At 65.9% G+C, this 16416-nt stretch carries 9 protein-coding genes and 1 pseudogene; 3 read left to right on the top strand and 7 right to left on the bottom strand.

The window, feature by feature from the left end:
• Window positions 1–207: 207 nt before the first annotated feature.
• The 3 genes from PQR32_RS11855 to PQR32_RS11845 are packed head-to-tail and all read left to right on the top strand — an operon-like array spanning window position 208 to window position 6289.
• The gene (locus PQR32_RS11855) at window positions 208–3453 is read left to right on the top strand and encodes an efflux RND transporter permease subunit (RefSeq protein WP_408226173.1); all 3246 of its coding nucleotides are present in this window, start codon (window positions 208–210) and stop codon (window positions 3451–3453) included.
• A gap of 19 nt (window positions 3454–3472) precedes the next feature.
• Entirely contained in the window at window positions 3473–4789 is a 1317-nt protein-coding gene (locus tag PQR32_RS11850; RefSeq protein ID WP_408226170.1) for an efflux RND transporter periplasmic adaptor subunit, read from the top strand.
• 27 nt (window positions 4790–4816) lie between these two features.
• Window positions 4817–6289, top strand: a complete 1473-nt coding sequence (locus PQR32_RS11845) for an efflux transporter outer membrane subunit (RefSeq protein ID WP_408226167.1) — start codon at window positions 4817–4819, stop codon at window positions 6287–6289.
• A 14-nt stretch (window positions 6290–6303) separates the two neighbouring features.
• Here the strand turns inward: PQR32_RS11845 and PQR32_RS11840 are convergent, their stop codons facing one another.
• From PQR32_RS11840 to PQR32_RS11810, 7 genes and pseudogenes are all read right to left on the bottom strand, one after another.
• Window positions 6304–7764, bottom strand: coding sequence for a heavy metal sensor histidine kinase (locus tag PQR32_RS11840; RefSeq protein ID WP_408226160.1), 1461 nt, complete (start codon window positions 7762–7764; stop codon window positions 6304–6306).
• On the bottom strand, window positions 7764–8441 hold the full coding sequence (locus PQR32_RS11835) for a heavy metal response regulator transcription factor (RefSeq protein WP_408226157.1): 678 nt from the start codon (window positions 8439–8441) through the stop codon (window positions 7764–7766). The genes PQR32_RS11840 and PQR32_RS11835 overlap by 1 nt, the downstream gene beginning before the upstream one ends.
• A gap of 307 nt (window positions 8442–8748) precedes the next feature.
• A complete protein-coding gene (locus PQR32_RS11830; protein WP_408226154.1) occupies window positions 8749–9663 on the bottom strand; it encodes an ABC transporter ATP-binding protein in 915 nt (304 codons plus the stop codon).
• A 59-nt stretch (window positions 9664–9722) separates the two neighbouring features.
• On the bottom strand, window positions 9723–10694 hold the full coding sequence (locus PQR32_RS11825) for an ABC transporter permease (protein ID WP_408226151.1): 972 nt from the start codon (window positions 10692–10694) through the stop codon (window positions 9723–9725).
• 25 nt (window positions 10695–10719) lie between these two features.
• Window positions 10720–12153: pseudogene (atzF, locus tag PQR32_RS11820) on the bottom strand (allophanate hydrolase); the annotation flags it as partial.
• Window positions 12150–15758 (bottom strand): urea carboxylase, encoded by a 3609-nt coding sequence (gene uca / locus PQR32_RS11815; protein WP_408226148.1) that lies wholly within the window; start codon window positions 15756–15758, stop codon window positions 12150–12152. The gene uca and the pseudogene atzF, both read right to left, overlap by 4 nt.
• Window positions 15755–16411, bottom strand: coding sequence for an urea amidolyase associated protein UAAP2 (locus tag PQR32_RS11810; RefSeq protein ID WP_408226145.1), 657 nt, complete (start codon window positions 16409–16411; stop codon window positions 15755–15757). Before PQR32_RS11810 ends, uca begins: the two co-directional genes overlap by 4 nt.
• Window positions 16412–16416: the final 5 nt, after the last annotated feature.

Below are 16416 nucleotides of genomic sequence, written 5' to 3'. Positions count from 1 at the left end.
TCTACGCCGGCCTCCCGAAATGCCGCGCGAAGCCCGCCTACGTCCCGCCGATTCGCATCAGCATCCACATAACAGAACGGTAATCTAACCGACGGCAGTCGGTCAGCGCCACCCCGCCACACTCCTGACTCACGAAGCCCGCGTCACGCGCCCCCTGCAGCACCGCATCGGCGCGTGCCTCCATCGGCCTCTTTTCAGGAACCCGTCATGTGGATTGTCAGGCTGGCGCTGCGCCGCCCTTATACCTTCGTGGTCCTCGCCGTGCTGATCTTTATCGTCGGCCCGCTCGCGATACTGCGCACGCCGACCGATATCTTTCCGAACATCGATATTCCGGTGGTCAGCATCGTCTGGAGCTATAACGGCTTCTCCGCGCAGGACATGGCCAACCGCATCACGTCGAACTACGAGCGCGCGCTGACCTCGGACGTCGACGACATCGAGCACATCGAGTCGCAATCGCTGAACGGCGTCTCCGTGGTGAAGATCTTTTTTCATCCGGGCGCGGACATCAATCGCGCGATTGCGGAGGCGGCGTCCAATTCGGCTTCGATCCTGCGCGTGCTGCCGCCCGGCACATTGCCGCCGAACATCATTACGTACAACGCGTCGACGGTGCCGATCCTGCAACTCGGCCTGTCCAGCAACACGCTCTCCGAACAGCAACTCTACGATCTCGGCAATAGCCAGATCCGCACGCAACTGGCGACGGTGCAAGGCGCGTCGGTGCCGCTGCCGTTCGGCGGCAAGGTACGGCAGATCATGGTGGATATCGATCCGCGCGCGCTGCAGGCCAAGGGACTTGCGCCGCTCGACGTGGTCAACGCGGTCAACGCGCAGAACCTGATCCTGCCGGGCGGCACGGCGAAGATCGGCACGAAGGAATACAACGTGCAGATGAACGGCAGCACCGACACGGTGGCCGCGCTCAACGATCTGCCGATCAAGACCGTGGCCGGCGGCGTGGTGTACGTGCGCGACGTCGCCCATGTGCGCGACGGCTACGCGCCACAGACCAACATCGTGCGCAGCGACGGCAAACGCGCCGCGCTCCTGACCATCGAGAAATCAGGCAGCACCTCGACCCTCACCATCATCCAGCAGGTCAAGGCGATGCTGCCGCATATCGCCGCCGGCCTGCCGAGCGCGCTGCACATCACCGCGCTGTCCGATCAATCGGTGTTCGTGAAGTCGGCCGTGGTGGGCGTGGCGCGAGAGGCGCTGATCGCCGCCGCCCTCACCGCCTTGATGATCCTGCTCTTTCTCGGCAGCTGGCGCGCCACGCTGATCATCGCGGTGTCGATTCCGCTCGCCGTGCTGACCTCGCTGATCGCGCTGTCCGCGCTCGGCCAGACCATCAACATCATGACACTCGGTGGCCTTGCGCTCGCCGTGGGGATTCTCGTCGACGACGCCACGGTCGCCATCGAAAACATCACGCATCATCTGGAGAACGGCGAGCCGTTGCACGACGCGATCCTGAACGGCTCCGGCGAAATCGCCGTGCCGACTTTCGTCTCGACGCTGTCGATCTGTATCGTGTTCGTGCCGATGTTCCTGCTCTCCGGCGTCGCGCGCTATCTGTTCGTGCCGCTCGCCGAGGCGGTGGTGTTCGCGATGATCGCGTCGTACTTTTTCTCGCGTACGCTGGTGCCGACGCTCGCGATGTATCTGATGCGCGCGCGCAGCAATGCGCCGGTCACCGGCAATGGGCCGATTGCGCGTCTGATCCGCTTTCAGGCCGGCTTCGAACAGCGCTTCGAACGGCTGCGCGAACGCTATCGCGGTGTGCTCGGCGCGGCGATCGCGAGTCCGCGGCGCTTCGTTGCGATCTTTCTGCTGCTTTGCATCGGCTCGCTCGCGCTGGTGCCGTTCGCCGGGCGCGACTTTTTCCCGGCTGTGGATACCGGCGAAATCCGCCTGCATCTGCGCGCGCCGACCGGCACGCGGATCGAGGACACCGCGAGCATTACCGACCAGGTCGAAGCCCGCGTGCGCGACGTGATCCCGAAGCAGGAACTCTCGGCGATGCTGGACAACATCGGCGTGCCGGTGAGCGGCATCAATCTGACCTACGACTCGTCAGACCCGATCGGCCCCGAAGATGCCGACGTGATGATCACGCTCGCGCCGCAACACAAGCCGACCGCGCAATACGTGGCGACGCTGCGCACAACGCTGACGAAAGACTTCCCCGGCGTCACGTTCGCCTTTCTGCCCGCCGACATCGTCAGTCAGATTCTCAACTTCGGCCTGCCCGCGCCGATCGATATCCAGATCGTCGGCAACAAGCTGGACGCCAACCGCGTGGTGGCGAATCGCCTGCTCGCGCAACTGCGCGGCGTGCGCGGCCTCGTCGACGCGCGCATTCAACAGCCCGGCGACGCGCCCGCGATCAACGTCAATGTCGACCGCACGCGGGCAATTCAGGCCGGTCTGTTGCAACGCGACGTATCGCAGAACCTGCTGATCGCGCTCTCCGGCAGTTCGCAGACCACGCCGAATTTCTGGCTCGATCCGCGCAACGGCGTGAGCTATCCGCTGATGGCGATGATGCCGCAGTACGACATCAACTCGTTGCAGGCGCTCGCCAATATTCCGGTCGCGCAGAGCGGCGGTGCGATGTCAGCCGCGGCCACGGCCGCGTTCCCGGCGAGCGGCGCCGGCCCCGCGCCGCAGAACCTGCTCGGCGCGTTGAGCACGCTGACACGCGGCACGCAGCAAGCGGTCGTCTCGCACTACAACGTGCAGCCGGTGCTCGATATCTTCGCGTCGACGCAAGGACGTGATCTCGGCGGCGTGGCGGCGGATGTGAACCGCCTCGTCGATCAGATCCGGCCGCAATTGCCACCGGGCGCGTCCATCGTCGTACGCGGCCAGGTGCAAGCCATGCACGATTCGTTCAGCGGCCTCGCGAGCGGCCTCGTGTTCGCCATCGGCCTCGTCTATCTGCTGATGGTGGTCAATTTCCAGTCGTGGCTCGACCCGTTCATCACGATCAGCGGCTTGCCGGGTTCGCTCGCCGGCATTGCGTGGATGCTGTTTAGCACCGGCACCCGCCTGAGCGTGCCGGCGCTCACCGGCACCATTCTGTGCATCGGCATCGCCACGGCCAACAGCATTCTCGTGATCAACACGGCGCGCGAAGTCCACCACGGCGGCAAGCCGCCGTTGCAGGCCGCGCTCGAAGCCGGCTTCAGCCGCTTCCGTCCGGTGCTGATGACGGCGCTCGCCATGCTGATCGGCATGCTGCCGATGGCGCTCGGCCTCGGCGACGGCGGCGAACAGAACGCGCCGCTCGGCCGCGCCGTGATCGGCGGCCTTGCGCTCGGCACGGTGTCGACCTTGCTGTTCGTCCCCGTCGTCTACGGGATGGTGCATGCGTGGCTCGACAAACGCCGCGCGGCACGCAGCGAAAAAACGGAATCCGCCGTCCCCGCCCGCACTCTTTGATTTCAACGAGACCTTTCCCATGAACGATTCATCACTTCTGCCGGCGTTGGGTGGGCAGGCAACCACGGGCGTGGAAACCGCCGGCACCGCTCACGCCGCTGACGCTGCGCAAGCCGGCGCGGCCGCTCAGCCTGCAAGCGGCAACGAAAGCATGCACGCCGCCGACGCCGCGTCCCACCACGCCACAAGCGCAAAACCGCGCCGCCGTCTCTGGCCGCTCGCGCTGAGCGGTCTTGCCGCGGTCTTGCTGATCGTCGGCATCGTGCCGCGCCTACATGCGAGCGCCGCGCTCACGCAGCAAACGCAAGCGCAAAGCATGCTCAGCGTATCGGTCGTCACGCCGCGCGCCGCGCCGGCCGTCAACGAACTGCTGCTGCCCGGCGCTGTCACGCCGTTCGCCGAAGCATCCATCTACGCGCGCACGAGCGGCTACCTCGCGCACTGGAACACCGACATCGGCGCGCAGGTGAAAAGCGGTCAGATCCTCGCGACGATCGAAGCCCCGGATCTGGACGCGCAACTGCGCCAGGCCCGCGCCGACGAAGCCACCGCGCAGGCCAACTTCGACTACGCGAAGACCACCGCGCAGCGCTGGCAGGAGATGCTGAAGACCCAATCGGTCGCACAGCAGGACGCGGACACCAAGGCCAGCGACATGGAAGCGCGCCGCGCGATGCTGGCGTCGGCGCAGGCCAACGTCGCGCATCTCGCCGAACTGGTCTCGTACGAGAAGATCACCGCGCCGTTCGACGGCGTGATCACCGCGCGCAACGTCGACGTCGGCGCGCTGGTGACGGCGGGCGGCACGCCCGGCACCGCGGGCATGTCGGGCGAGCTGTTCCATATTCAGCAGAACGGCGTGCTGCGCGTGTTCGTCGACGTGCCGCAGAACGACGCGCCGTACGTCACGCCGGCCACGGGCGTGTATCTGACCGCCCAGCAGTATCCGGGCCGCCACATTGCCGCGAAAGTGGCGCGCAGCACCGGCTCGATCGATCCGTCGAGCCGTACGCTGCGCGTCGAGGTCGACGTCGACAACAAGGATGGCGCGCTGATGCCCGGCGCTTACACACAGGTGCATCTGCAATTGCAATCGACCACGCCCGCGCTCGATTTACCCGTCAGCGCCCTGCTGTTCCGTCCGGACGGCGTGACGGTCGCCGTGGTCGACAGCAACGGCCGTGCGCTGCTCAAGACCGTGCACATCGGCCGCGATTTCGGCACGCACGTGGAAATCACGACGGGACTCGCCGCCTCGGACCGCGTGATCGACAACCCCGGCGATTCGATCGCCACCGGCCAGATGGTTCAGATCATGCCGGCCATGCACGGCTGAGTGCTCCGTCAGATAAAGGATTTGCCGATGATCAACCTGTCTCTTTCACGGCCTTTGCCGCGCCGCGCGCTGGCGGCCACGCTGATCGGCGCGCTGCTCAGCGCGTGCTCGACCTTGCCGCCCTACCAGCGCCCGAGCGCCGAGATTCCGTCGCACTACGCAGGCGCCGTGCATACGGGCGCCGCACCAGGCTGGGCGCAGGCCGTGCCGGCCGACGCCGCGCCGCGCGGTCCCTGGTGGACGATCTTCAACGATCCGGTGCTGAACCAGCTCGAGGCGCGCATCGACGTGTCGAACCAGACCGTGCGCAAGGCCGTTGCGCAAGTTCAGCAAGCGCGCTCGATGGTGGACTATCAGCGTGCCGGTTTCTTCCCGACCGTCACCGCCGGTGTTGCGCAGGACCGCTTCCGGACCTCGCAGAACGTCGAAGGGAGATCGCTTGCGGGCAAGACCGTGCCGGACTATTCGGCGGGCGTGGCCGCGAGTTGGGAGCCGGATCTGTTCGGAAAGATACGTGACAGCGTGAATGGCGCGCAGGCCGACGCTCAGGCGAGCGAGGCGGACCTCGAAGGCGTGCGCCTGTCGATGAGCGCCGATCTGGCCGTCGACTATTTCGCGCTGCGCTCGCTCGACACGCAGAAGAAGCTACTCGACGACAGCGTGAGCGCCTACGCCGCCGCGTTGAAGCTGTTGCAGCAGCAGCTGAAAGACGGCGCGATCGATGCCTCCGCCGTCGCCCAGGCCACGACGCAACTCGAAGCGACGCGCACGCAAGACACCGACATCGACGTAACGCGCGCGCAGATGCAGCACGCGATCGCCACGCTGATCGGCGAACCGGCATCGACCTTTACGCTGCCGCCGAACGGTTCGGCCGTGACGCCGCCTGCGATTCCCCCTGGTGTGCCGTCGCAACTGCTGGAGCGACGCCCCGATATCGCTGCCGCCGAACGGCGTGTGGCATCCGCCAATGCGCAGATCGGCGTGGCGCATGCGGCGTTTTTTCCGGATCTGGTGCTGGCCGCGAGCGCCGGTCTCGAAAGTACGTTTTTCGCGCCGTGGCTAAGCGCGCCGAGTCTGTTCTGGTCGCTCGGTCCGCAACTGGCCGGCACGCTGTTCGACGGCGGCAAGCGCAAAGCCGGCCTGCACGGCGCCACGGCGCAATACGACGGCGCGGTCGCGGACTATCGTCAGTCGGTGCTTGTGGCGTTCCAGCAGGTCGAGGACAACTTGTCCGCCCTGCATTCCCTCGCCGACGAAGCCGCCAGCCAGCAGCGCGCCACCACGGCCGCGGACCTGTCGTTGCGGCTCACGACGAACCGCTTCAACGCGGGCGCGGTCAGCTATCTCGACGTGGTGGCCGCGCAGACGATTGCGCTGACGAACCAGCGAATCGCGGATCAGATTGCCGCGCGGCAGTTGGAGTCGAGTGTGTTGTTGCTGAAGGCATTAGGCGGGACGTGGGATGGCGAAAGCAAGAGCGCGGCGGGGCCGCTGTAACCGGTTGTACTGCCTCACCTGGCGCGCGGGAACATCAATACAAAGCGCGTGCTGCGCCCATCGCTCTCCGCATGCACCGAGCCGCTGTGCAGTTCCATGATCGTGCGGACGATGGCAAGCCCAAGCCCCGTCGACCCCGTGGACCCTTGCGACAACCCCGACGAGGGCAGCGAACTGCGCGACGGATCGACCCGATAGAAGCGGTCGAAAATCCGTTCGAGATGCTCGGCGGGAATCGGCTGCCCCTGGTTCTCCACGGTCACGCGCACCGTGTCGGCCGACGCGCTCGCGTCCAGCACGATCTCGCCGCCCGGCGGCGTATACCGAATGGCATTGGCGAGCAGATTGCTCACGGCGCGGCGAAACAGTTCGAGATCCGCCGTCACGCTGGCCGCGCCGCTCACGCGCACGCGCACATTCGCATCTTCGGCAAGGCCTTCGAAGTAGTCGGCGATATGGGTCAACTCCTGCCCCGCGTCGAACTCGCGCAGCTGTTTGACGAACTGCGGATGCTCGGCGCGCGCAAGAAACAGCACGCTCCCGATCATTCGCGAGAGCCGGTCGCACTCTTCCAGATTCGAGGCGAGCAGCGATTCGTATTCATCGACGGAACGGGGCCGCGCGAGCGCGACTTCAGCGGCGCCGCGCATGTTGCTGAGCGGCGTGCGCATGTCGTGCGCGAGGTCGGCGGTGAAACGCGACAGACGCTGGAAACCATGTTCGACGCGCTCCAGCATCGCGTTCAGCGAGGCCACCAGCGTTTCGAGTTCGCTCGGCACCCGCGGCACCGCGATCCGCGTATGAAGACGGTTAACCGTGACGAGGCTCGCGCTCGCCGCAATATCGCGCAACGGCCGCAGCGCGGCACGAATCAGCAGGTAGCCGAGCAGCATGGCCAGCGCCACGCCGGCCACGCCAGCCATGTTGAGTTTGTCGCGGTAACGGTCCAGCAGGCGCCAGCGGTCGCTCATGTTGCGCGCCACCAGCAGGCTCGCCGTGTCGCCATTACGCAGCCGCGCGTCCGTGAAAATGCCGCGGATCGGCGCGCCGCCGCGGCCGGTCCAGTCGCCGATATCGGTCTCGGTGATGCGCGCCGTCGCGGCAACGCGCGTGAGCGGCGGCAACCCTGCGACGGTCGCGGCGTCGCTTGCCGCATCCGGCGCGGCGAGCGCGCCGGCCATGTTGTGTTCGATCGCCCGCCTGCCGTCGGGATCGAACACTTCCATCGACAGCGCTTCGTTGCCGAGCACGACGCTAGTCAAGCGCTCGCTGTGGTCGCGAATGCTTTGCGCCGAATCCAGCTCCTCAGCGAGGCGCCGCGCGTGGCGCGCCGCGAGCACGATGTCGAGATTGTCCTGCGCCTTGATCTGCTTTTCGAGCGCGAGATACAGAAAGCTGCCCACGAGCACGAAAACCGCCAGCGTCGTCGCGCCGAACGCCAGCGCCAGTGTCGCGGCAAGCGAGCGGCCGCGCATCAGGCAGCGTCCTTCAGTTCGAGCACATAGCCCACGCCGCGCACGGTGTGGATCAGCTTGACGGGAAAGTTGTCGTCGATCTTGGTGCGCAGACGGCGGATCGCCACTTCGACCACATTGGTGTCGCTGTCGAAATTCATGTCCCACACATACGACGCGATCTGCGTGCGGCTCAGCACTTCACCCTGACGCCGCGCGAGCAGTTGCAGCAGCGAGAATTCACGCGGCGTGAGGTCGATGCGCATGCCGCCACGCTTCACGCGACGGCGGTTCACGTCCATTTCCAGATCGCCTACCTTGATCAGTTCGCTTTCGCGCGGCGGGCCACGGCGCGCCAGCGTGCGCACGCGCGCCAGCAATTCGACGAAGGCGAAGGGTTTGACCAGGTAATCGTCCGCGCCGAGTTCGAGGCCGCGCACGCGATCGTCGACGTCGTCGCGCGCGGTGAGGAACAGCACGGGCGTGGTGCGCGTGGCGCGCAAGGTCTTGACGATGGTCCAGCCGTCCATGCCGGGCAGCATCACGTCGAGCACGATCACGTCGTACTCTTCTTCCTGGGCGAGGATCAGCCCTTGCGGGCCGTCGTTCGCCACGTCGACCGCATAGCCGGATTCTTCCAGGCCTTTCTTGAGGTAGGCCGCTGTTTTCAGCTCGTCCTCGATCACCAGGATTCGCATCGGTTACTCCGCTTGGCGTTGACGGTGAAATCATACCGTCAAGCACTCGGGCGGGTGATTACGATCCGGTAATGTTCATGCGCATCATTCGGGATGCGGGCCGCCCGTTCCGACGGATCCTGCATGGCCGGCCCCGGAGCCTGGCCTGTTTCCCGCGCATGCGGCGCCGCAGCACCGGCGTGCCGCAGTCTCGTCATCCTGCCGAACAGGCCGCGGGACGCGGGCCGCCCGCTGCAATGCGGCGTAACGGCGGTTTCGGTGAGGATGCGTCGATATGCGCTCGTGCCGGCGCCGCGAGGGTTGCGATCTATTCGACGTTGTCCGCGACATCGGTCATACGGATCATGTGCGGTTTGACGACGTCGTCCTCATCATCGTGGTTGTCAGTCGGCGGATGGATCAAGGCCTCGAGCCGCGCCTTGGTCGCCAGAAACTCCGGCGACGTGACCTGCGAATAATCGCGCGGCCGCGGCACCGGCACTTCGATCAACTCCTGCACCTCGCCGGGATTCGCCTTCAGGACCAGAATGCGGTCGGCGAGAAAAATCGCCTCGTCCAGATCGTGCGTGATGAACAGCACGGTCACGTCGATGTTGCGCCAGATATCGAGCAGGTGCGTCTGCATCTTCGCGCGCGTTTGCGCGTCGAGCGCGCCGAACGGTTCGTCCATCAGCAGGATGCGCGGCCGGTTGGCGAGCGCGCGGGCAATCGCCACGCGCTGCTTCATGCCGCCCGACAACTGATGCGGATAGGCATTGGCGAATTTCGTCAGACCGACCAGATCGAGCCATTGCAGCGCCTCGCGTTCCGCATGCAGGGTGCTGTGGCCGTTCATCTTCAGACCGAACATGACGTTCTTCTTGACCGTCAGCCACGGAAACAGCGTGTAGCCCTGAAACACCATGCCGCGATCGGCGCCCGGCCCCTGCACGGGCTTGCCGTCGAGCAGCACGCTGCCGCTCGTCTGCCGTTCGAGCCCGGCGAGAATGCGGATTAGCGTGGACTTGCCGCAGCCCGACGGTCCGATCACGCAGACGAACTCGCGCCGGTGCGTCTTGAAGTCGATGCCGTCGAGCGCCGTGCACTCGCCTTGCGGCGTCTCGAAGCGCTTGCCCAAGTCACGAACTTCGAGAATCACTTCGCGCGACTTGAGGCGGTCGAAACGCTCGCGTACCGCTTCGGACTGGATCAGGTACGACGGAACGGGTTGCGGATTTAACATGATGGAATCCTTTGAATACGGTGCGGTGCATGCGATAAGCCGGGTCACGAAGCCGTCCGCTACGCCTTGAGCGTGCGGTCCCACGGAAACAGCTTGCGGCCGAGAAAGGCCAGCACGAGATCGGTGCCCAGGCCGATGATGCCGATCATCATGATCGCCGCGTAGACGTTGTCGAAATGCTCGTAGCGCGCCTGCTGCGTGATGTACCAGGTGATGCCGGAACTCGTTCCCACCAGTTCCGCCACGATCAGATAGGTCCACGCCCAGCCGAGCAGAATGCGCTGATCGCGGTACAGGTCGGGCAGGATGCCTGGAATCACCACGTGCGTGAGCAGCTTGAGTTTCTTCGTGCCGAGCGTCATGGCGGCTTCGAACAGGCCGTACTCGAGCTTGCGCGTGGTGTTGGCCACGATCAGCACTTGCTGGAACAACGTGCCGATCACGATGATCGCGATCTTCGGGCCGTCGTAAATACCGAGGATCGCCACCATCAAGGCGCCGAACGCGGGCGCCGGCAAGTAGCGGAAGAACTCGAAGAACGGCTCCTGCAAGCGCGCGATCGCGCTGTACGTGCCGCACACGATGCCGATCGGCACGCCGATCACCGACGACAGCACGAAGCCCCAGAAAATCACCTGAATGCTGTGCCATAGGCTCTGATGCAGCCACACGCCGTCGCGGGATGCGGGCGGCGTGGTGAACGCGGTGTAGAACGCGCGCAGCACTTCGTGGGGCGCCGGCAGATACACCGGGTTGACCGGTTCGCCGGCCGGCAAGGCCGCATGGGCATCGCGCGCGTGCGCGAGTTCGTCGGCGAACACCGCCTTGTCGACGCGCATGCCCGGCTGGAAATAGTCGACGCTGCCCGGAGTGTCGATCAACACTTGCGGATGCCAGATGAACGGCACGTAGCTGACCAGGCACCAGACGAAGAGCGGCAACAGGAACGAGCCCGCGCCCAACAGCCATTTGCCGCGCACGGAGAGTTCGCGGCGCACAGCGAACCATTCGGTTCTGTCAATGACGGCCATGTGATTCTCCGGGGCGGACAGCGGTTGCGTCATGTGCGGACGTTGAGGCCGCGGCCCTTTGGTCGCGATCGTCGCTTTCGTCGAGCCATGCGCGCGCCAGATCGAGCAGCATGGCGTCCTCGTGCGCGCGCGCGACGAAGGTCACGCCGAACGGCAGGCCCGCGTGTCTGCCGACCGTGCAGGCGCCGGCCGGCACCGCCAGCGCGGACAGGTCGAGCAGGTTGACGAAGTTCGTGTAGTAGCCGAAGCGCGAATTCACGCGGATCGGGTCCGCTTCCAGTTCGTCGACGGTGGCGGTCGTCGCCGAGGTCGGCGTGACGATGGCGTCGATCCGCTCCCAGACTTCGGCGGCCTGCATGCGCAGGAACGCGAGACGGTCGAAGGCCGCGAACGCATCGGCCGCGCTCCAGCGCGCCGCGCCGCCAATGATCTCGCGGATCACCGGATGCAGCGCGTCCGGCTGCGTGTCGACGAACTCGCGGATCGCCGCGAGCCGCTCCGCCACCCACGGCCCTTCGTAGAGCAGCCGCGCGGTGGCGAGAAACGGCTCGAAGTCGATCTCGATCAGTTCGGCGCCGGCTGCACGCAAGCGCGTCAGCGCGGCGTCGAAAGCGTGCGCGTACGAGGCGTCGCCGAAAAATTCGAGCTGGTTCGCGCGCGGCACGCCGAAGCGCACACCACGCAGGGACGCTTGCGCGGCACGCGGTGCGGAACTCTGCGGCGGCTGGAATTCGCGGGCATACGGGTCGTTCGCCGTCACGCCGCGCGCGGCGTCGAACACGCACTGCGCGTCGTTTGCCGAGCGCGCGAAGATCGACACGCAGTCGAGCGATTTGCACGCCGGCACCACGCCGAGCGTGCTCAACACACCCTTGGTCGGCTTCAGTCCGATCAGACCGTGGAATGCCGCGGGCACGCGTCCCGATCCTGCCGTGTCGGTGCCCAGTGAAAACGCCGCCAGCCCAAGCGCAACCGATACCGCCGAGCCGGAACTCGAACCGCCCGACGCGTAGCGCGCATCGAGCGCGTTGCGGCAGGCGCCGTGAGGCGAGCGCTGGCCGGACAGACCCGTGGCGAACTGGTCGAGATTGGTCTTGCCGATCGGAATCGCGCCGGCTTCGATCAATCGCGTCACCACCGCGGCGCTGGCCGTGGGCGTGTACGCATAAGCGGGACACGCGGCGGTAGTCGGAATGCCGGCCAGGTCGATGTTGTCCTTGATGGCGAACGGCACGCCGTAGAGCGGCAGCGAGTCCATGTCACGGCCTTCGAGCGCATCGGCGTAACGCATCATCTCGTCGCGGCTCAAAGGACGGATCCACGCGTGATGCGGGTCGTCGCCCGAGGTACGGGCGGCGACCGCTTCCACCAGTTGCGCGGGCGTGAGGCTGCCGGCGCGATAGCGCGCCCGGAGCGCGGCGATCGACATGAAGCGGAATACATCGTCGTGTGATTTCATTTGCACGTAGCCTCCTCGGTGGCGTCGGCTGCAATGCCGGCGCGCATCACCATCAAGCGTTGTCCCGCGACGACTGCCGCGCCCTCCGCGCAATCGATCGTTTCGATGACGCCGTCGCCGATCGCAGTGACGGAGATTTCCATCTTCATCGACTCGACGATCGCGACCACCTGCCCGTCGCTCACCCGTTCGCCCTTGCTGACGAGCAGCTTCCACACGCTGCCCGACACGTCGGCGACGATGCCTTGCTGGCCGGCCGCGAGCGCGTCGTTCGCCGGGTTGCCGGCGGCGGCTGCGTCGCTATCCGTTTCACCGACGTATTCAGCATGTCCCGCCGCGTTCCAGCGCTCGCGTTCCGCGTCGAAGGCGGCTTGCTGCGCGCTTTTGAACGCGGCAATCGACTCGGCTTCGTCCTTCAGGAAGCGGTTGTACGCGCCGAGGTCGAACACAGACTCTTCGATCTTCAGACTCGCGCGGCCCGCGATGAAATCCGTGCGCAGCTCCGCCAGCTCGGCCTCGCTGACTTCGTAGAAGCGGATCTCATCGAAGAAGCGCAGCAGCCAGGGCTTGCCCGCCTCGAACTCGCGCGTCGTGCGATAGCGGTTCCACATCTGCACGGTGCGGCCGACGAACTGATAACCGCCCGGGCCTTCCATGCCGTACACGCACAGATACGCACCGCCGATGCCCACTGCGTTCTCCGGCGTCCACGTGCGCGCCGGGTTGTACTTGGTGGTGACGAGCCGGTGGCGCGGATCGAGCGGCGTCGCGACCGGCGCGCCGAGATAGACATCGCCGAGACCCATGACGAGGTAGCGCGCGTCGAACACGATGCGCTTCACGTCGTCGATGCTCGCCAGCCCGTTGATGCGGCGAATGAACTCGATATTGCTCGGACACCACGGCGCGTCAGGACGCACCGACTGCATGTAGCGCTCGATCGCGATCCGCGTCGACGGGTCGTCCCAGGAGAGTGGCAGATGAACGATGCGGTTCGGCACGCGCATCGCGTCCACGGCGGGCAGTTCGCGCTCGGCTTGCTGCAGATGCGCGAGCAACGCATCGTGCGACAGCACGCGGTGATCGAAATGCACCTGCAGCGAACGGATGCCCGGCGTCAGATCGATGATCCCCGGCAGCCGGTGCGCGTCGAGCCAGTTGATCAACGCATGCACGCGGAAGCGCAGGTTCAGGTCGAGCACGAGCGGACCGTATTCGATCAGCACGTTCTGATCGCCGGAGCGACGATAGACCACGCCGGTGCCCTCGCCTGCGGTGGGATCGCGATAGAGGATGCAATCGTGTGCCGGTTTGCCCGTCTGCGTCACGTGTTGCGGCGCGGCGAGCGCCGCTTTGACCGGCACCCGTTCGAAGCGCACCGTATCGCCGGGACGCAGTTGGCCGAGCTTCCACAATTCCTCGCCCACCACGGTGACCGGACACACGAAGCCGCCGAGGCTTGGACCGTCGGGGCCGAGAATCACGGGCATGTCGCCGGTGAAATCCACCGCGCCGACCGCGTACGCATTGTCGTGAATGTTCGATGGATGCAGCCCCGCCTCGCCGCCGTCCGTACGCGCCCATTGCGGCTTCGGGCCGATCAGGCGCACACCCGTGCGGCTGGAGTTGTAGTGCACCGTCCAGCGCGTGCCGTAGAGCATCGCGATGTCGTCGGGCGTGAAGAAGTCAGGTGCGCCGTGCGGGCCGTCGAGCACGCCAAGCGTCCAGTCGTGCGTCAGCACCGGAATCCGCGCCGCGTCGAGTTGCGCGCCCGCCTCGCCGCGACCCGCGCCATCGGCGAGATGCAGCACGTCGCCCTTGCGCAACGCGCGCCCCGCGTGGCCGCCGAACTGGCCGAGCGTGAAGGTCGCCTTGCTGCCCAGATAGTCCGGCACTTGCAGGCCGCCCTTCAGCGCGAGACACGCGCGCATGCCGGCGCCCGTCACCCCGCCGAGCTTGAGCACCGAACCCGCCGGCGCGCGCGTGACCTGCCATAACGTGACAGGCTCGCCGTCGAGCGTGGCCGCGAGTGGCGCGCCGCCTAGCACGAAGAGCGTCGCGGTGTTCAAACGCAGCGTGGCGCCGACCATCGCGCATTCGAGCCCAGCGGCGTCGGCGGGATTGTCGAGCAGTTCGTTGGCGAGGCGGAACGACAGATCGTCCATCGGACCCGAGGGCGGCACGCCGATGTCCCAGTAGCCGGTTCTTCCGGGCGTCTGCTGCACTGTCGTCTGCACGCCGCCGTCGAGCACGTCGATCGTATGCGGCGCGAACATGAAGCGCGACAGGAACGCGGTGGTCTGCTCGCCGCGCGCAAACGTCGCCGATCCGGCAATGGCGCGCAAATAGTCGAGATTGGTCTCGATGCCATAGAGCTGCGTTTGCTCGAGCGCGGCGCGCAACGCGGCGAGCGTGGCCTCGCGCGTCTCGCCTTTGACGATCAGCTTTGCGAGCAACGGATCGTAGAACGCGCTGATTTCCGTGCCCGAATCGACCCAGGTGTCCACGCGCGCGCCGGGGGCGAACGCGACATGCGTCAGCACGCCCGCACTCGGTTGAAACTGCTTGTGCGGGTCTTCCGCATACAGGCGCACCTGGATGCTCGCGCCCTGCGGCGCGGGCGCAAGCGTGTCGAGCGGCGCGAGTTCGCCCTCGGCCTCGCGAATCATCCACTCGACCAGATCGATACCCGTGACTTCTTCCGTCACGCAGTGCTCGACCTGCAATCGCGTGTTCACTTCGAGGAAATAGAAACGGCGCGTATCGGCATCGAAGACGAACTCCACGGTGCCCGCGGATTTGTACTTCACCGCCTGGGCGAGGCGCACGGCGCTCGCATGCAGCATGCTTCGTTCCGCGTGGGTCAGACCAGGCGCGGGCGTCTCCTCGATCACCTTCTGGTTGCGCCGCTGCACCGAGCAATCGCGTTCGCCGAGCGATATCACCCCGCCTTTGCCATCGCCGAAAATCTGTACTTCGATGTGGCGCGCGTTTTCGACGAACTTTTCGAGGTACACACCCGCGTTGGCAAAGTTCGCTTCGCCGAGCCGTGCAACTGATGCAAACACGCTCTCCAGTTGCGCCGCGTCGCGGCACAGCGACATGCCGATTCCGCCGCCACCCGCAGTGCTTTTCAGCATGACCGGATAGCCGATCGACTCTGCCTCGCGCAACGCCGCGCTTACGTCAGGCAGCAGCCCGGTGCCCGGCAGCAAGGCCACGTCGTTGGTTTGCGCGAGCTCGCGCGCCGTGTGCTTCAGTCCGAACTCGCGCATCTGCTGCGGGGTTGGCCCGATGAAGCGGATTTCCGCGTCGTCGCACGCTTGCGCGAAGGCGGCGTTCTCGGACAGAAAACCGTAGCCGGGATGCACGGCATCAGCGCCGCACGCACGCGCCGCTTCGAGAATCGCCGCACTGTTCAGATAGCTTTGCGACGCGAGCGCGGGGCCGATGCACACCGCTTCGTCGGCGAGCATTACATGCATGGCGTGGCGATCGGCTTCGGAATACACCGCGACCGACGCAATGCCCAGACGCTTGAGCGTGCGAATCACGCGGCAGGCAATCTCGCCGCGATTGGCAATCAGGACTTTGTGGAATCTCATTGGGCGTCCCATATCGTCAGTCGCACGGGCGTCGGGTTGTAGCCGTTGCACGGATTATTCAACTGCGGGCAGTTCGAAATCAGCACCGCGACATCCATCTCGGCGCGCATCTCGACGTATTTGCCCGGCGCGGAGATGCCGTCCTCGAAAGTCAGTTTGCCGAGCGGCGTCACCGGCACGTTCATGAAGAAGTTGATGTTGCTGACGATGTCGCGCTTGCCGAGTTGCGTGCCCACGCCGCACGTGCAATGCGTGATCGCATGCAGGAAGCTGTCGCGGCAGCTATGCATATGGCGCTTGTCGAGCGCATAACGCACCGTATTGCTCTCGGCCGCGCAAGCACCGCCGAGCGTGTCGTGGCGGCCGCATGTATCGGCGACGATGCTCAGCATCGGCTTGCCGAGGTTCGACATCAGCACGCTGCCGGCGGACAGATAGAGATTGCGTTGCGCGCGGATCGTGTCCTGCGCGCTATAGCGTTCGAGCGGATCGGCGCTGTTATAGAACAGCGTGTCGACCGCCTGATTGCCCTCCAGGTCGAGAATGCGGAACACCTGTCCGCGCTTGACTTCATGCAGCCACGGTTCGCCGGACGGCAGCGTGAGGTCGTAGACCGCATGACGGAGTTCGAGCTGGCTTTCGATGATAGGCATCGCGG

The organism is Paraburkholderia dipogonis (genome assembly GCF_046027395.1).
GTDB classification, from domain to species: domain Bacteria; phylum Pseudomonadota; class Gammaproteobacteria; order Burkholderiales; family Burkholderiaceae; genus Paraburkholderia; species Paraburkholderia dipogonis_A.
This window is presented reverse-complemented; position numbering and strand designations above follow the sequence as displayed.

What these genes read in the sequence shown, in the direction of transcription:
- PQR32_RS11855 (WP_408226173.1), top strand. Translation starts at nt 208, where the DNA reads ATGTGGATTGTCAGGCTGGCGCTGCGCCGCCCTTATACCTTCGTGGTC.
- PQR32_RS11850 (WP_408226170.1), top strand. Translation starts at nt 3,473, where the DNA reads ATGAACGATTCATCACTTCTGCCGGCGTTGGGTGGGCAGGCAACCACG.
- PQR32_RS11845 (WP_408226167.1), top strand. Translation starts at nt 4,817, where the DNA reads ATGATCAACCTGTCTCTTTCACGGCCTTTGCCGCGCCGCGCGCTGGCG.
- PQR32_RS11840 (WP_408226160.1), bottom strand. Translation starts at nt 7,764, where the DNA reads ATGCGCGGCCGCTCGCTTGCCGCGACACTGGCGCTGGCGTTCGGCGCG.
- PQR32_RS11835 (WP_408226157.1), bottom strand. Translation starts at nt 8,441, where the DNA reads ATGCGAATCCTGGTGATCGAGGACGAGCTGAAAACAGCGGCCTACCTC.
- PQR32_RS11830 (WP_408226154.1), bottom strand. Translation starts at nt 9,663, where the DNA reads ATGTTAAATCCGCAACCCGTTCCGTCGTACCTGATCCAGTCCGAAGCG.
- PQR32_RS11825 (WP_408226151.1), bottom strand. Translation starts at nt 10,694, where the DNA reads ATGGCCGTCATTGACAGAACCGAATGGTTCGCTGTGCGCCGCGAACTC.
- uca (WP_408226148.1), bottom strand. Translation starts at nt 15,758, where the DNA reads ATGAGATTCCACAAAGTCCTGATTGCCAATCGCGGCGAGATTGCCTGC.
- PQR32_RS11810 (WP_408226145.1), bottom strand. Translation starts at nt 16,411, where the DNA reads ATGCCTATCATCGAAAGCCAGCTCGAACTCCGTCATGCGGTCTACGAC.